Here is a 15,616-nt window from a genome sequence, read left to right as displayed (position 1 = left end):
CGATCCTCGGCAGCCGGGTGGAACTGTGGGGCCGGCAGGTTCCGGCCGTACAGGTCGTGGCGTGCAGCCAGCGCATCAGCTACCGCCTGCTGTGCGGGACCAGGCGGGTGTCTTTGCAGTACACGGGGTGACGCGCAGGCGTCCAGGCCGCCGCCGCGATCGACGCGCCCGCGGTCCTGCGGCAGCGCGGCAGCGGCCGATCGAAGCCTGGCCGAGCCCTGTATAACGTCAGCATGCAGCGGCGGGACAGGAGCCGGTGCCCTGGTAAGGGCGGAGGCGTGCTGCGTGCGCCTACGTGCGCACACCGCAACCTCCGCACCGCCTCAGCCATTGCCATGGGGAAACCAGATGACGCATCGCCGCCTGCGCACAGCCGTATTCCTGCTCGCCAGCCTTTCCGCCGGCGCGGCCTCTGCCCAGCAGGGACCGGCGCTGACCCCGGAGGGCGCGGTCAAGGCCGAGCACAATTACCAGCAGTACTGCGCCCTGTGCCACGGCAAGGAACGCGAGGGACATGCCAACGACCATGCACCATCGCTGCGCTCCAAGTCGCTGCTGGAATCCGGATTCCCGATGACCATCCGCGAGGCCATCGCCTACGGGCGGCAGGGCACGCCGATGGGGGGTTACATCGATGAGGTGGGTGGCCCGCTGACCCGGCGCGACATCGTCGACCTGACCTTGTGGCTGCGCGAGACGGCCAAGGTCGAGCCGCTGGAGATGGACTACAGGAAGGGGCACGACCGGATCGCCGGCGACGTCGCCCGCGGGGCGCAGGTCTACCGCCAGAACTGCGTGACCTGCCATGGCCCAGAGGGTGAAGGCGTCACCGGCACGGCACTGGGCAACGCGGCGATGCTGGCGCTGACCCCGGACCATTTCCTGCGCCATGCGATCGTCGAGGGGCGCCAGGAAACGCCGATGCCGGCCTTCGGCAAGGTGCTGTCCGCGAGCGACATCGACAATGTCACCGCCTTCCTGCGCAGTCGCAGCACGGGCTGGAGCACGGCCACGCGCGCGTTGCGCACGCCGCCGCCATTGGGCCAGTACGTGATCAACCCGCAAGGGGCGGCCCCGGACTTCGGCGAACTCAAGGACGGGCGCTATGTCAGCGCCTCGGTGCTGGATCGCGAACTGCGTGCGCAACGCCGCATGGTCCTGCTCGATACGCGGGTGGCCTCGATGTGGCAGATGGCGCACATCGAGGGTGCCGTGCCGGTGCCGTATTACGCCAATCGCGAGGAAGCCATCGCCAGCCTGCCGCGCGACGGCACGTGGATCGTCGCCTACTGCGAGTGCCCGCGCGCGGCCGCCGATTCGGTGGTCAAGTGGCTGCGCGAGGAGGGGGGGTTCGAGAACACAGCGGTCCTCCATGAAGGCATCCAGGGCTGGGTGAGCCTGGGCTATCCGGTGGTGGCGGGCGACGCTTCGAAGTGAGCGTGTCGAGCGTGCCCCGGCACGCGCCATCGCGGACCCTCCATGCCGGATTGCCAAACCGGATCGAATCCATTTCCCAGCTGGAAGAACAATGACGGATCCATACAACTCCTCGGGAAGCCGACGGGTGATCGCTTCGCTCGACGACTCGATGGTCACTACGGCGCTGGAGCTTCCCGGTTACCGGATCACCCGCAACGTCGGGCTGGTGCGCGGCATCACCGTCAGGTCCCGCTCGATCGTCGGCAACCTCCTTGGAGGGCTGCAAACCCTGTTCGGCGGCAACATAACCATCTACACCGAGCTGTGCGAACAGGCCCGCCACGAAACCTATCGCGACATGCTGAAGCACGCCCGACAGCTGGGCGCAAACGCCATCGTCGCGGTCCGGTACGACGCCACCGATCTCATGGCGGGGCTCACCGAGGTGTTGTGCTATGGCACGGCGGTAGTGGTGGAGCCGCACGACGCCTGAGGTCCGGATATCCACCGTGGCGCGGAGGCGCCTCGACACGCTTCCGATCGCGGCGCATAGTCGCCGTGCGAGGCGGACGGCCTCCGTCGCAAGCCGTGAAGCCACGGCGACCCTGGGGAAGCGAGCATGGAACGCGCACCCGAAACCCCGCGTCCGGTCCGGGCGCCGTCCTACCTCGACGCGGCCCTGCCGCTGGTCGTGCTGGTGGTGCTGGTCGGCACCTCGGTCGCGCTGTTCGGCATGGCCGCGATCGACGGGCCGATGCAGGTCGCGATGATCCTGGCCTCGATGTCCGCGGTCGCGGTCATCCTCAAGAACGGTCACCGCTGGGAGGCGATCGCGCAGTCCGGTCAGAAGGGCCTGTCCACCGTGGTCGGCGCGATCTTCATCCTGCTCGCGGTCGGTGCGCTGATCGGTACCTGGAACATGTCCGGCACCATCCCCACGCTGGTGTACTACGGCATCAAGCTGATCAGCCCGGCGTGGTTCCTGCCGGTGGCGTTCCTGGTCTGCGCGGCGATCTCGCTGAGCATCGGCAGTTCGTGGACCACCGCCGGCACGGTCGGCGTGGGCCTGATGGGGCTGGCGCACATGATCGGCGTGTCGCCGGCGATGACCGCCGGGGCGGTGATCGCCGGCGCCTATGTTGGCGACAAGACGTCGCCGCTGTCGGAAACCACGGTGCTGGCCGCACAGCTCAACGGCGTGGACCTGTTCCGGCACATCCGCTACCAGGCCTGGACCACGGTCCCCGCAGGGCTCATCGCGCTGGCCGTGTTCGTGGCGCTGGGGTTTTCGCAGCGGGGCGGGTTGTCCGATGCGGTCGTATCGTCCGAGCTGGCGCACATCGACCAGCTCTTCGACATCAGCGCCTGGAACCTGCTGCCGCTGCTGCTCCTGCTGGCGATGTCGATGCGCAAGGTGCCGGCGACGCTGGCGATCATGTGCTCGGCGTTGCTGGCCGGGGTGATGGCCACGTTGCTGCAGCCGCAGGCGGTGGCGCAGTTCGTCGCCTCGGCGGACGAGTCGGTGGTCGTGGTCTCGATCAAGGGCGTGTGGCTGGCCATGGCCAACGGCTTCAGCGTGGACACCGGCATGGCGGAGGTGGACGCGCTGCTTTCGCGCGGCGGCATGGACAGCATGCTGCTGACCATCTGGCTGATCATCGGCGCGGTCACCTTCGGCATCCTGGTCGACGACTTCGGCCTGCTCGGCAAGCTGGTGGCGCCGCTGCTGCACCGGGCACGGACCACCGGCAGGCTGTTCGCCTCAGTGGTGGGCACGTCCATCGGCCTGAACATCGCAGCGGGGGACCAGTACATCGCCCTGCTGCTGCCCACCCGGCTGTATGCCTCCGAGTTCGCACGACGCGGCCTGGCGCCGGAGAACCTGTCGCGGGCGACGGGCGATGCGGGCATCGTCACTTCGGCGCTGGTGCCGTGGAACTCGTGCGGCGCCTACATGTCGGTGGTGCTGGGCGTGTCCACGATGGCTTACCTCCCGTTCGCGGTGTTCAACTACGCCGCGCCGCTGCTGACGTTGCTGCTGGGCTTCACGGGTTGGCGGATCGCGCGCCTGCCGGCCGGTGACGCAGCGGACACGCCCGCGGCGCCGTCGCCTGCGCGGGAGCAGTGAACCGGCGCCCGATCACCCCGCGGGCTTCGTCAACCGCACCATCCGTTCCATCAGGTGGTCGAGCGTGGCCGCCAGGTCGCCGCCGCAGCGGCCCATGTGCACCGGCGAGGTCTGGATGATCGCGCTGCGCTTGGCGGTGAGCCAGTGGAAGCGCGCGCGTGGCGGCAGCAGGCCGATCGGCGCCGCCGCCTCGCCGCCGCGACAGATCGCCGCGATGGCGTCGAGATGCCGGCCGACCATGCCCAGGTCGATCGCGGGGTCGAGCGCGCGCAGGCGGGCTTCATCCACTTCGATGCAGGCCTCCAGGAACTTCGCGCGTTCGCACGACAGGATCACGCCGACGTTGACGAACTCCTCGCGCTCCACGCGCGGCACCACGCGGACCACCGCGTAGTCGTAGGTGTCATGCACGTGCACGGATCGCCTCCTGCACGAAGCCTTCGCGCTGCGCGAGCCGGCGCACCAGGTAATCGACGTAGGCCGCGCGCTGCGTGGCGGGATCGGCGAATGCATCCGGACCCTGCAGCCACGCATCGGGCACCTGGGCGACGACGTCGCGGATGACCGCGTCGGGCAACCGCCGTGCCATGTCGGCATCCACCTCGGCGAGCCTGCTGGCCCAGCGCAGCAGCACGTGGTCGCGGATCAGCGGGAAGGGCTTGCCGGCCTGGGAGATGTCGCCGTCCCAGCCATGGTGGAAGTACAGCGAGGCACCGTGGTCGATCAGGTACAGGCGCCCGTGCCAGATGAGCATGTTCGGGTTGCGCGCGGTGCGGTCGACATTGCTGGTGAGCGCATCGAACCAGACGATGCGCGAAGCGAGGTCGGCATCGGGCTGTTCGGCGACGGGGTCGAAGTTGATCGCGCCGGGCAGGTAGTCCATCGCCAGGTTGAGCCCGGCGCTGGCCTTGATCAGGTCCTGGATCTCCGGGTCGCCCTCGGTGCGCGCCAGTTCGGCATCCAGGTCCATCAGCACGATCTCGGGCATCGGCAGGTCCAGCGCGCGGGCCAGTCCGCCGCTGATCGCCTCGGCTACCAGCGCCTTCGGCCCCTGGCCGGCACCGCGGAACTTGAGTACGTACAGGCCCTGGTCGTCGGCCTCGACCACGGCCGGCATCGAGCCACCTTCGCGGAGCGGAGTCACGTACCGGTTGGCGGCGATATGGCGCAGTTGCATGTGGCAAGGATAGCGCCTGCACCTGCGCGTGTATGTCCGCGCATGCGGCCGTTCTTGCGAGCAGGCGCGTCAGCCGGTTACGTACCGTGCAAGCGCTGGCGTGGAAGCCGGTCGCACCGTCGTCGCAGGTCCCGGTAGAAGCGGCGACGCCGCCAGTCCCATGGACTCCGTCCGTCGCCGCCATGGCCCCGCGCGAGATTCAGCCGTCGCTGTTGCGGCCGTCGCGCCGGGCCTGGTTGCGCTTGCCGCGGGTGCTGACGCTGCCCTGGATCGGCTTCGTCCGGCTCTGGCCGGCATGCAGGCGCTTGGCCCTGTTGGCGGCGCCGGGCGACATGGAGCCCGGGCCGGCGCTGGAGGACGCGTCGACCGCGTCCCTGCTCTGCCAGGACCGGTGCGCGCGCTCGTTCGGGCTATTCCTGTCCAGGGTTTTCTTCTTGGCCCGTGTCGCCTGGATGCGCTTCTTGGCCGCCACGTCGCGCGCGCTGATCTTGCGCGCCGGCGCCTTCGCGGGGGCTGCGGTGCTGCCGGCCATCTGCCGCAACGCCTCGCGCGCCACGACACGGGGTGATGCCTTCTTCGGCTTGGTCGCGGTCGTCTTCCTGGCGGCCTTTTTTGTGGCTGTCGCGGCGGCCGGCTTGGCGGCTGCCTTGGCGCCCGGGTTCAGCGCGCCTTCGAAGCGCTTGAGGATGTCGTCCAGCAGTGCGGCCTTGTCCTTGCTGCGCTGGTTGGCCACGCCACTGGTGCCTCGCTTGCTGCCGGTGGCATCGCGCGAGGCCAGCTTCTGCTTCTGCACCAGGTCGCGTGCGCGCTCGCGGGCGCGGCGCATGCGGTCGATGCGCTTCTGCAGCGCGGCTTCGTCGAGCTTGCGCAACGGATTGCTTCGACTCTCGTCGTAGAGCTCCATCTCGGCAGTGCTCAGCAAGCCCTGCGCTTGGTGACGTGTGATCGGCATGGGGGGAATTCCTGTCGTGGCGGCGGTATGCATCGAGCATACTCCTGCGACCGGGCGCAGCGCGTTCCCAGGGATGCGGGTGAACGCGCCTGGCCAAGTCGCCGCAACCCAGCATCCCGTCGCTGGCCTTGAGCCGGTCACGCTGCAGGAGTGAAATGGCGCTCCGCTTCCCCGCAAGGATTTCCCCCATGGAATACCGTTATCTCGGCCGCTCCGGCCTTCGTGTTCCCGTCCTGAGTTTCGGCACCGGCACCTTCGGCGGCAGCGGCGCGCTGTTCAGCGCCTGGGGCAGCACCGATGTCGCGCAGGCGCGGCGTCTGCTCGACATCTGCCTGGATGCCGGTCTGAACATGTTCGACAGCGCGGATGTGTACTCCAAGGGCGCCGCCGAGGAAATCCTGGGTGAAGCGATCAAGGGCCGCCCGCGCGATTCCCTTCTCATCTCCACCAAGGCCACCTTCCGCTCCGGTGACGGCGAGAACCAGGTCGGCTCCTCGCGCTACCACCTGATCAACGCGGTCGACGCCGCATTGAGGCGGCTGGGTACCGATTACATCGACCTGTTCCAGCTGCACGGCTTCGACGCCCGTCCGCCGGTGGAAGAGGTGCTGTCCACGCTCGACAACCTGGTGCGGGTCGGCAAGATCCGCTACCTGGGCGTGTCCAATTTCTCCGGCTGGCACCTGATGAAGTCGCTGGCGACGTCCGATCGCTACGGCTGGAGCCGCTACGTCGCGCACCAAGCGTATTACTCGCTGCTCGGCCGCGACTACGAGTGGGAGCTGATGCCGCTGGCCGAAGACCAGGGCGTGGGCACGGTGGTATGGAGCCCGCTGGGCTGGGGCCGGCTCACTGGCAAGATCCGCCGCGGCCAGCCGCTGCCCGAGTCCAGCCGGCTGCAGTCGCAGACCGCGGTCGACTCCGGCCCGCAGGTTGAAGAAGAGCGCCTGTACCGCGTGGTCGACGCGCTCGACGAGGTCGCCGCGGAGACCGGCAGGACCGTGCCGCAGGTTGCGCTGAACTGGCTGCTGCAGCGGCCGACCGTCTCCAGCGTCATCATCGGCGCGCGCAACGAGGAGCAGCTCACGCAGAACCTCGGCGCGGTCGGCTGGAACCTGGATGCCGGGCAGGTCGCCAGGCTCGATGCCGCCAGCGTGGTGACGAAGCCCTATCCGTACTGGCACCAGGCCGGTTTCGCCTATCGCAACCCGACGCCGGTCTGATCGCGGGACGGCTCATTCGCATCACGGGCGCCGCGCCCACGTGTGCAGCAAGCGACGGAGGACGGGTGGACACCACGCAACTCAAGACGTTCTGCGCCGCGTTCGCCGGTGCCCAGGTCCGCGAGGCTGGCCCGCCGGCCAACATCCTGGTGTATTCGATCGGCGGGAAGACCTTCGCCTACTTCAAGACCAGCGAACCGGAGCGCTGGCGCTTCAGCTTCAAGGCATCGCCGGAACGGTTCCTTGAGCTGACCGACATTCCCGGCATCCGCCCGGCGCGCTGGCGTGGCCGCCACCGCTGGGTGACCGTGGTCGATGTCCGCACCCTGCCCGATGCGTGGCTGGGCGAACTGGTCGAATGGTCTTACCGGTACGCGCTGGGCAGCCTGAGCCGGGTGCGGCAGGCCGCGCTCACCGGCCAGCCGCCAACGAAAAGGGTCTCCGTCCCACCCCGCGCGCGTCGCTGAGTGCCTGTGCGGATCAACTGTCCAGCAGGTTGCCCTGCGCGTCGATGACGAAGCGCGCGCGTTTTCCGGCGTAGTAGAACGATGCCCGCCACGTGCCGGCATCCTCGCCGGTACCGCGCTCGCACAGCGTGGCGATCTTGCCGTCGTCCATCAGTTTCCGGAACGCGGCCACGTCCAGCCCCATCCCGCGCGCGACGATGTCAGCGTCGATCTCCAGCGGGGGTGCGGCGGTTTCCATAGCAGGCTCCATGGGGGCAGGCGCAGGGTCGCGCAAGGGGGCGGCAGGCGCCTTGACCCGGGTCAGGTGCGGCCCGGATCGCGGCAGGCGGTTCGCGCCGGCCGCGATGCGTGAACGCAGCGCGACCCCTGGACACCGTGCAGGGACGCGGTGGGCCGCCCGCCACCGGCAATAGCGGATAATGGCCCGCCCGGTACGGCGCCTCCCGCTTGACTCTCCACGATGAACCCCTGAAGGCCCTGATGCTGCCGTTCGAAAGCGGCGCGCTGCCGTGGCCTGGGCACGGCGACATCGCGTTCCTGCGCGCGCGCGACGGCTGGCCGCTGCGCCAGTTCGCGCTGGATCGCCTGCACGCCGAGCAGGGCTTCAAGCCGCTGGCCGATGGGCTGGAGCTGGCCGGGCTCCAGGTGCAGGCCGAACTCGATACGGGAACCGGCGCATCGCTGGTGCTGGTCCTGCCGCCGCGGCAGCGCGACGAAGCCCAGGCTTTGCTGGCGCGCGCGGTCGAAATGGCCGCGCCCGGTGCGCGCGTGGTGGCCGCGGTGGCCAATGACGAAGGCGCGAAGTCGCGCGAGAAGGACCTGCAGCAGCTCGCCGGCCTCGGCGGCACGCTGACCAAGTTCCATTGCCGCGTGTTCTGGACGCCACCACTGTCGGGCGCGCATGACGCGGCATTGCTGGAGCGCTGGCGCCAGGCCGATGCGCCGCGTTCGATCCTGGGCGGGCGTTTCCGCTGCCGTCCCGGCGTGTTCGCCTGGGACCGGATCGATCCGGCGTCGGCGCTGCTGGCCGCGCACCTGCCCACGGACCTGGCCGGTCGCGGCGCGGACCTGGGCGCGGGCTGGGGCTACCTGGCCGCCGAGGTGCTGGCACGTTGCCCCGGCGCGACCGCGCTGGACCTGTTCGAAGCCGAAGCACGCGCGCTGGAGCTGGCACGCGACAACCTCGCCGCCCACGCCGACCGCGCCACGCTCGCCTTCCACTGGCATGACGTCACCCGCGGCCTGGCGGAAGGTGGCTATGACTTCATCGTCAGCAATCCGCCGTTCCATGCGCACGATCGCGGCGACCGGCCGGAGCTGGGCCAGCGCTTCATCGAGGTCGCCGCGCAGGCGTTGCGCCCCGGAGGTCGCCTGCTGCTGGTCGCCAACCGCCACCTCCCGTACGAGGACACCCTGGCCCAGGCATTCGCTTCGCGACGGGTGCTGGCCGAGGGTGGCGGTTTCAAGGTGATCGAAGCGGTGAAGAGCGTGCCGTCGAAGGGTCCGGCCGTTGGAGTCAAGGCGACGAGGGAGAGGCGTCGATGAGCAAGTCGATGAAGCTGGTCAAGCACCTGGCCAACCTGGGCTACGGCAGCCGCAAGGAAGTGGCCTGGATGTTCCGCGAGGGCCGCGTCACCGATGCCGCCGGCGAAGTGCTGTACGCCGATGACCCGCTCGACCACGACAACGTGCGCGTGGATGGCGAACCGCTGGATCCGCCCTCGGGCCTGGTGCTCATGCTGCACAAGCCTGCCGGCCATACCTGTTCGACCAAGGACAAGGGCCGCACGGTCTACGACCTGCTGCCGCCGCGCTTCATCCAGCGCGATCCGGTGCTGTCCACGGTCGGGCGCCTGGACCGCGATACCACCGGCCTGCTGCTGATGACCGACGACGGCATGTTGCTGCACCGGATCGTCTCGCCGAAATCGAAGCTGCCGAAGTTCTACGAGGCGACGCTGGCCAACGATCTGCGCGGCGACGAGGTCGCGCTGTTCGCCAGCGGCACCCTGATGCTCGAAGCGGAAACCACGCCGCTGCTGCCGGCGGAACTCGAGGTACTGGGCCCGCGCCGCGTGCGCCTGGCCCTGCACGAAGGCCGCTACCACCAGGTGCGGCGCATGTTCGCCGCCATCGGCAACCATGTCGAAACGCTGCACCGGCCGCAGGTCGGCGGGCTGGCGCTGGACGACCTGGCCGAGGGCCAGTGGCGCGCGCTGGACGCCGCCGACCTGGCCCGCCTGTTCAACACGGAAACCGCGTGAGCCCCGCGCCGCCCGTCGCCCCGCTGCCGTTCCTGCCCGATGCGGTGATCTTCGACATGGACGGGCTGATGCTCGACAGCGAGCGTGCGATCAACACGTGCATGGCATCGGCGGCGCGCGAACTGGGCCACGCGCTGCCCGATTCGCTGTGGTTGAAGATGATCGGCGGCGGCGATGGCCTGTGCCGTCGCCTGCTGACCGAGCAGATCGGCGAGGTCGCGGCCGACGAACTCCTGCTGCGCTCCGAAGCGCTGTACGACGCAGTGGCCGACGCCGGCATCGATCATCGTCCTGGCATCGTCGAGTTGCTTGAATGGCTGGTCGCGCGCGGCATCCCGCGTGCGGTGGCGACCTCGACCCGCCGTCCGCTGGCGATGCGCAAGCTCGACGCCGCCGGACTGCTGCCGTACTTCGACGCGGTCTGCACCAGCAGCGACGTGCCCAGGCCCAAGCCGGCGCCGGACGTCTACCTGCTGGCGGCGTCGACCCTCGGGGTCGAGCCCGGGCGCTGCCTGGTGCTCGAGGATTCGCCGACCGGCGTGCGCGCCGCCCTGGCCGCGGGCATGACGCCGGTGCAGGTGCCCGACATGCTCGAACCCGATGCAGCCGTGCGCGCGCTGGCGCACCGCATTGTCCCTTCGCTGGCAGACGCGCAGCGTCTGCTGGAAGCGCAACTGGCGACAGGCTGAAGGTACCGACGGGCCCTGCGACGCCCCGTCGCGCAGGCCAGGTCAGTGGCGGGGCGTGTCGTCGAACAGCCTCCGCCAGCCTTCATGGCCCAGCTCGCGCAGCGTGGCGTAGTTGCGCTCCACGATCGAATCCGGGTCCGGGTACACCTCGACCGCACGGCTGACGCTGTCCTCGCGCAGCAGGTGCAGGGTCGGGTAGGGCGCGCGGTTGCTGTAGTTCTCGATGTCGTCGGGCCGGCTGTCGGCGAACTGGTAGTCCGGGTGGAAACTGGCCACCTGCAGCTCCCCGTCCAGCTCGAGGACCTCGACCAGCGTGTCGGCCTGCTCGAGGAAGTCGTTGTAGTCGAGGAAGTCCTGCAGCACGTACGGATGCACCAGCAGCGTGGTGTCGACCTGCTCGGCAGGCGTGTCGCGCAGCAGCAGAAGCTCCTCGCCGAGCTGCTCGATCAGCTGTTCGGGCGTGGTCGCATCGCTGAACACGAACCGCACCTGCTCCTTCACGTACACCGCCTTGGCGAACGGGCACAGGTTCAGGCCGATGACCGCCTTCTCCAGCCATGAGCGGGTGGCGGCGATCGCCTCTTCGGCACCCGGGCCGTTCGGCGCATCCTGGTCGTCGGACATGGTCGTTCCCCCGGCTCAGTCGCGGAAGTTGTCGAACTGCAGCGGGATGCCGAAGTCGGCCTTGCGCAGCACGGCGATGGCGTCCTGCAGGTCGTCGCGCTTCTTGCCGTTCACCCGCAGCTTGTCGCCGTTGATCTGGCTGTCGACCTTGAGCTTGGCGTCCTTGAGCGTGGTGGTGATCTTCTTGGCGATGTCGCGCTCGATGCCCTGCTTGACGGTGACCTTCTGCCGGGCACCGGCCAGGTTGGTCTCCACGTCGCCGAACTCCAGGCAGCGGATGTCGATGCCCCGGGCGGTGAGTCGCTGCTTGAGGATGTCGGTCATCTGCTTGAGCTGGAAGTCGCTGGGCGCGGACTGGCTGACCACGTTTTCCTCGAGCTCGAACTTCGCATCCACGCCCTTGAAGTCGAAGCGCGTGGTCAGCTCCCGGCTGGCCTGGTCGACCGCATTGGTCAGCTCGTGGATATCGACTTCGGAGACGACGTCGAAGGAAGGCATGGCAGGGCTCCTGCGGAAAGAATGGCGCCCATTCTAGGGCGCGGCGCCCACCAGGTCGCGCCGGGGCGGGCATCGCCGGCGGCGGACAGCGATAATGGGCGATGTCTCCGTCCCGTTCCCCGCTGGCCGCCATCGGCTGGATGCTCGCCGCCGTCGCCGCTTTCTCGCTGATGGACGCCGGCATGAAGCAACTCGCCGCGCACTATCCGCCCATGCAGGTGACCCTGCTGCGCGGCGCGGCCTCTTTGCCGTTCGTGCTGGTCTGGGTGCTGGCCACCGCCGGGGCGCGCTCGATCGTGCCGGTGCGCTGGGGCCTGCACCTGCTGCGCGGCGTGCTGGGCATGGTGATGATCGGCTGCTTCGTGTTCGCGCTGAAGCGCATGCCGCTGTCCACGGCCTACTCGATCTACTTCGTCGCGCCCTTGCTGGTGGCGGCGCTGTCGGTGCCCTTGCTGGGCGAGAAGGTGGGGCCACGGCGCTGGACGGCGATCGCTATCGGTTTGGTCGGGGTGATCGTGGTGCTGCGCCCGGGCGTGGACGGGATCATCTCTTTCCCGGGTTTGATGGTCCTGCTGGCCGCGACTGCGTACGCCATCGCGGCGGTGACCGTCAGCCTGCTGACCCGTACCGACACCCCGCAGGCGATGGTGGTCTGGTTCCTGGCGATCATGGCGGTGGGCGCGGGCCTGGCGGCGATTCCCGGCTGGGTGCCGCTGCGCTGGGACCATACCGCGCTGATCCTCGGCATGGGCCTGGCCGGGGCCCTGGGACAGATCGCGCTCACCAATGCCTTCATGCGCGGCGAAGCCTCGCTGATCGCGCCGCTGGAGTACACCGGTCTGGTCTGGGTGATCGCCTGGGACTGGCTGTTCTGGCGCACCTGGCCCGATGCCACGACCTGGATCGGCGCGGCGATCATCGTCGCCAGCGGCCTGTACCTGCTGCGTCGCGAGCGCACGGTCAGGGCGCAGCGCGCGCCGCCGATCGATTCGCTGTAGGAACGCGCGACCTGCGCAGCGGTAAGCTGGGTGCAATCCGGCTGAAGGTGAATCGGAATGCTGCTGGTGTTGCTGCTGCTGGCGCTGCCCCTGCTGGCGCTGTTGCTGGTCCTGTCGCTCGCGCTGCTGCCGCTGATGCTGTGGCAGCGCTATCGCGTGGGCAGTGCGCGCCGGCGCGCCTGGAGCTGGGTGCTGGCCCTGGGATGGTGGGCGTCGCTGGTGTCCACGGTGCTGTTCGCCGTGTCGGTGCTGATCGCCGGGTTCTTCTGGCCCGACGCCTGGCGCTACTGCGCCATCGCCTGGCCGGCGGGACTGCTGCTGGGCGCGTTCGGTCATGCGCTCACGCGTTTCGAGCCCACGCCGCAGGGCCTGTACTACCAGTCCAACCGCTGGCTGGTGCTCGCGCTGACCCTGCTGGTCGCAGTGCGGATCGGCGCCGGTATCGTCCAGGCGACGCGGGTCTGGTTGCACGGTGCGCAATGGCCGGAAAGCGGCTGGCTGAGCCATGCCGGCCTGCTCGCCGTCGCCGCACTGCTGCTGGGCTACGCGACCGCACAGGCCTTTGGACTGCACCGGCGTGCGCGACGTTTCGAGCGATACCGCGGCTACGACCGTTCCCCACGTTGACGCGGGTGCTCCATGCACGGGGTGGAAGTAAAAGAAAGGGCCCATCTCCGGGCCCTTTCGATGAGTGCGGACGCGTCAGGGGTCAGAAGCGCGCACCCAGGCCGATGCCGACGGTCCACGGATCGAGCTTGAGGTCCTGCCCGGTTCCTTCGCCAGCCACGCGTACTTCCGGGCGCGCGTGCATGTAGCGCACGTCGGTGCGGGCGAACCAGGTCGGGTTGATGTTGAAGTCCATGCCGACCGTGCCGATCGCGCCCTTGGCCGTCTCCAGGCCGACGTGGTCACCACCGCCGGAGATGTCTTCGTTGCTGAAGTTGGATTCGTAGTAGCCCAGGCCCACGAACGGACGGAAGACGCTGTCGGCCTGGCCGAAGTGCCACTGGCCGCTCAGCGCGATCGGCTGCTGCTCGACCGTGCCGATCTTGCCGACGCCGTCGGCACGCACGCGATGGTTGAACTTGTCGGCCGCGCCCCACAGCTCGACGGCCATGTTGTCGTTGGCGAACCAGCTCGCGCTGATGGTCGGCGCGGCGCCGCCGTCGACGTCCAGCCCCGGGGCGATGTCGCCCGACGGATCCAGGTGGGTGTAGCTGCCGACCACGGCGAAGCGCTTGCCGGATGCGGTGCCCGCGTCGGTCGTGTCCTGGGCGAAGGCCGGCGCGCACGCCAGGGCAGGAATCAGGGCCAGGGTCAAAATTCGAATGGAACGCATGGGGACTCTCCTGTTCATTGTTTTAGTGCCCTTGGAGTGGGCGCGGCTGACCCTATCGGCGCGGCAATGAACGAAAACCTGCCCGCGAATGCACGCGCCGGCGCAGGTTCAGCCAATCGCCGGCGAGCCCCGTCGTTGCGTGATGCGCCCCGGTCCGACGATTCACGCACCTGATCGCGACGTGAGGAGCCGGACGAAGGCTGGACCGGCCAATGCGCGAACCTGATGCCGTACGGGTCGTGGTGATCGATCCTCGTGGCGCGTTTCACATGCGCCGGCGTACTGAGGTTCGGGTGCTCGCCGTGCGTTGGTGTCGGCTGAAACCTGTCCGGGACAGGGCTGGCGGGACAACCACATGCCCACGCTGGAGGTTGGCGGGTGCGGCGTGGGCGGACACAATAGGGGTCTTTCCCCACGCATAACCGCCGGAGTCCTGGCATGGCCGAAATCAAGGAAGCGCGCGTCCCCGACATCGGGGATTACAGCGACGTGCCCGTCATCGAGATCCTCGTCGCCGTCGGCGACACCGTGACCAAGGACCAGGGCCTGGTCACGCTGGAGTCGGACAAGGCCACGCTGGAAGTGCCCGCGCCCTTCGCCGGCGTGGTCAAGGAGCTGAAGGTCAAGCTCGGCGACTCGCTCTCCGAGGGCGGCGTGGTGGCGTTGATCGAGGCCGCTGACGGCGCTGCGTCGCCCGCGCCGGCCAAGGCCGAAGCTGCGCCCGGCCCGGTGAAGACCGCCGAGACCGGCGCCAAGGTCGAGCCGGTGGCCGTGGCCACGCAGCCCGACAAGATCGCCCAGCGCGAGATCGCACAGGTGCAGGCCACCAGTCCGGCCAGTGCGCAGGCCAACCCGCCGCGCACCCCGCCGGTGGAGTTCGGGGCGGCCAGCGTGCTGCCCGAGAACGTGCCGTACGCCAGTCCTTCGGTGCGCCTGTTCGCGCGCGAACTGGGCGTGGACCTGGCCCAGGTCAAGGGTAGCGAGCGCGCCGGCCGCATCTCGAAAGAAGACGTGCAGCGCTACGTCAAGGCCGCGTTGGCCGGAGGCGCATCCGCGTCGTCCGGTGCCCCGGCGGCCGGCGGCGGTGGCCTCAACCTGCTGCCGTGGCCGAAGGTGGACTTCAGCAAGTTCGGCGAAACCGAAACCCAGCCGTTGTCGCGGATCAAGAAGATCTCCGGGGCCAACCTGGCGCGCAACTGGGCGGTCATCCCGCACGTGACCCAGTTCGACCAGGCCGACATCACCGACCTGGAGGCGCTGCGGGTGCAGCTCAATGCCGAGCAGGAAAAGGCCAAGTCGGGCATCAAGCTGACCATGCTCGCCTTCCTGCTCAAGGCCAGCGCCGCTGCACTGAAGCAGTTCCCGGATTTCAACGCGTCGCTCGATGCGGCCGGTGAAAACCTGACCCTCAAAAAGTACGTCCATGTCGGCTTCGCCGCCGATACGCCCAACGGGCTGGTCGTGCCGGTGATCCGCGACGTCGACAAGAAGGGCGTGCTGCAGATCGCCCAGGAGATGGGCGATCTGGCCAAGAAGGCGCGCGACGGCAAGCTCGGCCCGGCCGACATGAGCGGCGGCTGCTTCTCGATCAGCTCGCTGGGTGGCATCGGCGGGACCGCGTTCACCCCGATCATCAATGCACCCGAAGTGGCGATCCTGGGTGTGTCCAAGTCTTCGATGCAGCCGGTGTGGGACGGCAAGCAGTTCGTGCCGCGCCTGACCCTGCCGCTGTCGCTGAGCTACGACCACCGCGTGATCGACGGCGCCGCCGCCGCGCGCTTCACCAGCTACCTGGCCCAGGTCCTCGCGGACATGCGCCGCGTGCTGCTGTAAGGGGA

At 69.0% G+C, this 15,616-nt stretch carries 18 protein-coding genes; 11 read left to right on the top strand and 7 right to left on the bottom strand.

Annotated elements, in window-relative coordinates; all coding sequences use genetic code 11:
* Positions 1-348 precede the first annotated feature (348 nt).
* From MNQ95_RS04935 to MNQ95_RS04925, 3 genes are all read left to right on the top strand, one after another.
* Positions 349-1,437, top strand: coding sequence for a c-type cytochrome (locus tag MNQ95_RS04935; RefSeq protein WP_162411322.1), 1,089 nt, complete (start codon positions 349-351; stop codon positions 1,435-1,437).
* A 91-nt stretch (positions 1,438-1,528) separates the two neighbouring features.
* Positions 1,529-1,912, top strand: a complete 384-nt coding sequence (locus MNQ95_RS04930; RefSeq protein ID WP_162411321.1) for a YbjQ family protein — start codon at positions 1,529-1,531, stop codon at positions 1,910-1,912.
* Positions 1,913-2,038: 126 nt separating this feature from the next.
* On the top strand, positions 2,039-3,547 hold the full coding sequence (locus MNQ95_RS04925; RefSeq protein WP_241953979.1) for a Na+/H+ antiporter NhaC family protein: 1,509 nt from the start codon (positions 2,039-2,041) through the stop codon (positions 3,545-3,547).
* Between the two features lie 12 nt (positions 3,548-3,559).
* Here the strand turns inward: MNQ95_RS04925 and MNQ95_RS04920 are convergent, their stop codons facing one another.
* The 3 genes from MNQ95_RS04920 to MNQ95_RS04910 all read right to left on the bottom strand — a co-directional run bounded on the left by MNQ95_RS04920 (position 3,560) and on the right by MNQ95_RS04910 (position 5,676).
* Positions 3,560-3,964, bottom strand: a complete 405-nt coding sequence (locus tag MNQ95_RS04920) for a DUF3037 domain-containing protein (RefSeq protein ID WP_162411319.1) — start codon at positions 3,962-3,964, stop codon at positions 3,560-3,562.
* On the bottom strand, positions 3,951-4,718 hold the full coding sequence (locus tag MNQ95_RS04915) for a HipA family kinase (protein ID WP_162411337.1): 768 nt from the start codon (positions 4,716-4,718) through the stop codon (positions 3,951-3,953). The genes MNQ95_RS04920 and MNQ95_RS04915 overlap by 14 nt, the downstream gene beginning before the upstream one ends.
* Before the next feature lie 205 nt (positions 4,719-4,923).
* Positions 4,924-5,676 carry a hypothetical protein gene (locus tag MNQ95_RS04910; protein ID WP_162411318.1) on the bottom strand — a complete coding sequence of 251 codons (753 nt, stop codon included), beginning with the start codon at positions 5,674-5,676 and terminating at the stop codon, positions 4,924-4,926.
* 188 nt (positions 5,677-5,864) lie between these two features.
* Between MNQ95_RS04910 and MNQ95_RS04905 the strand changes: the two genes are divergently transcribed.
* The gene (locus MNQ95_RS04905; protein WP_162411317.1) at positions 5,865-6,899 is read left to right on the top strand and encodes an aldo/keto reductase; all 1,035 of its coding nucleotides are present in this window, start codon (positions 5,865-5,867) and stop codon (positions 6,897-6,899) included.
* Positions 6,900-6,964: 65 nt separating this feature from the next.
* Positions 6,965-7,366 (top strand): MmcQ/YjbR family DNA-binding protein, encoded by a 402-nt coding sequence (locus MNQ95_RS04900; protein ID WP_162411316.1) that lies wholly within the window; start codon positions 6,965-6,967, stop codon positions 7,364-7,366.
* 13 nt (positions 7,367-7,379) lie between these two features.
* Here the strand turns inward: MNQ95_RS04900 and MNQ95_RS04895 are convergent, their stop codons facing one another.
* Entirely contained in the window at positions 7,380-7,604 is a 225-nt protein-coding gene (locus tag MNQ95_RS04895) for a DUF6522 family protein (protein WP_162411315.1), read from the bottom strand.
* Between the two features lie 242 nt (positions 7,605-7,846).
* Here MNQ95_RS04895 and MNQ95_RS04890 point away from each other — a divergent pair, with 242 nt between their 5' ends.
* The 3 genes from MNQ95_RS04890 to MNQ95_RS04880 are packed head-to-tail and all read left to right on the top strand — an operon-like array spanning position 7,847 to position 10,319.
* Entirely contained in the window at positions 7,847-8,911 is a 1,065-nt protein-coding gene (locus MNQ95_RS04890; protein ID WP_241953978.1) for a class I SAM-dependent methyltransferase, read from the top strand.
* A gap of 8 nt (positions 8,912-8,919) precedes the next feature.
* Positions 8,920-9,630 carry a pseudouridine synthase gene (locus tag MNQ95_RS04885; protein ID WP_241954361.1) on the top strand — a complete coding sequence of 237 codons (711 nt, stop codon included), beginning with the start codon at positions 8,920-8,922 and terminating at the stop codon, positions 9,628-9,630.
* Positions 9,631-9,686: 56 nt separating this feature from the next.
* Positions 9,687-10,319, top strand: coding sequence for an HAD family hydrolase (locus MNQ95_RS04880; protein ID WP_241954360.1), 633 nt, complete (start codon positions 9,687-9,689; stop codon positions 10,317-10,319).
* A gap of 42 nt (positions 10,320-10,361) precedes the next feature.
* On the opposite strand, the gene MNQ95_RS04875 is transcribed toward MNQ95_RS04880, so the two are convergent.
* Entirely contained in the window at positions 10,362-10,943 is a 582-nt protein-coding gene (locus tag MNQ95_RS04875) for a DUF1415 domain-containing protein (protein ID WP_162411313.1), read from the bottom strand.
* Between the two features lie 15 nt (positions 10,944-10,958).
* Positions 10,959-11,441: a YajQ family cyclic di-GMP-binding protein gene (locus MNQ95_RS04870; protein ID WP_241953977.1), complete on the bottom strand. Its 483-nt coding sequence runs from the start codon at positions 11,439-11,441 to the stop codon at positions 10,959-10,961.
* Between the two features lie 101 nt (positions 11,442-11,542).
* Between MNQ95_RS04870 and MNQ95_RS04865 the strand changes: the two genes are divergently transcribed.
* Positions 11,543-12,439 (top strand): DMT family transporter, encoded by an 897-nt coding sequence (locus tag MNQ95_RS04865; protein WP_162411311.1) that lies wholly within the window; start codon positions 11,543-11,545, stop codon positions 12,437-12,439.
* A 57-nt stretch (positions 12,440-12,496) separates the two neighbouring features.
* A complete protein-coding gene (locus MNQ95_RS04860) occupies positions 12,497-13,066 on the top strand; it encodes a CcdC protein domain-containing protein (RefSeq protein WP_238390418.1) in 570 nt (189 codons plus the stop codon).
* An 82-nt stretch (positions 13,067-13,148) separates the two neighbouring features.
* Here the strand turns inward: MNQ95_RS04860 and MNQ95_RS04855 are convergent, their stop codons facing one another.
* Positions 13,149-13,778 carry an OmpW/AlkL family protein gene (locus MNQ95_RS04855; protein WP_162411310.1) on the bottom strand — a complete coding sequence of 210 codons (630 nt, stop codon included), beginning with the start codon at positions 13,776-13,778 and terminating at the stop codon, positions 13,149-13,151.
* Positions 13,779-14,216: 438 nt separating this feature from the next.
* Here MNQ95_RS04855 and aceF point away from each other — a divergent pair, with 438 nt between their 5' ends.
* On the top strand, positions 14,217-15,611 hold the full coding sequence (aceF, locus tag MNQ95_RS04850; RefSeq protein WP_241953976.1) for a dihydrolipoyllysine-residue acetyltransferase: 1,395 nt from the start codon (positions 14,217-14,219) through the stop codon (positions 15,609-15,611).
* Positions 15,612-15,616 lie beyond the last annotated feature (5 nt).

The sequence above is a fragment of the Pseudoxanthomonas daejeonensis genome (assembly GCF_022637495.1).
Lineage (GTDB): Bacteria > Pseudomonadota > Gammaproteobacteria > Xanthomonadales > Xanthomonadaceae > Pseudoxanthomonas > Pseudoxanthomonas daejeonensis.
This window is presented reverse-complemented; position numbering and strand designations above follow the sequence as displayed.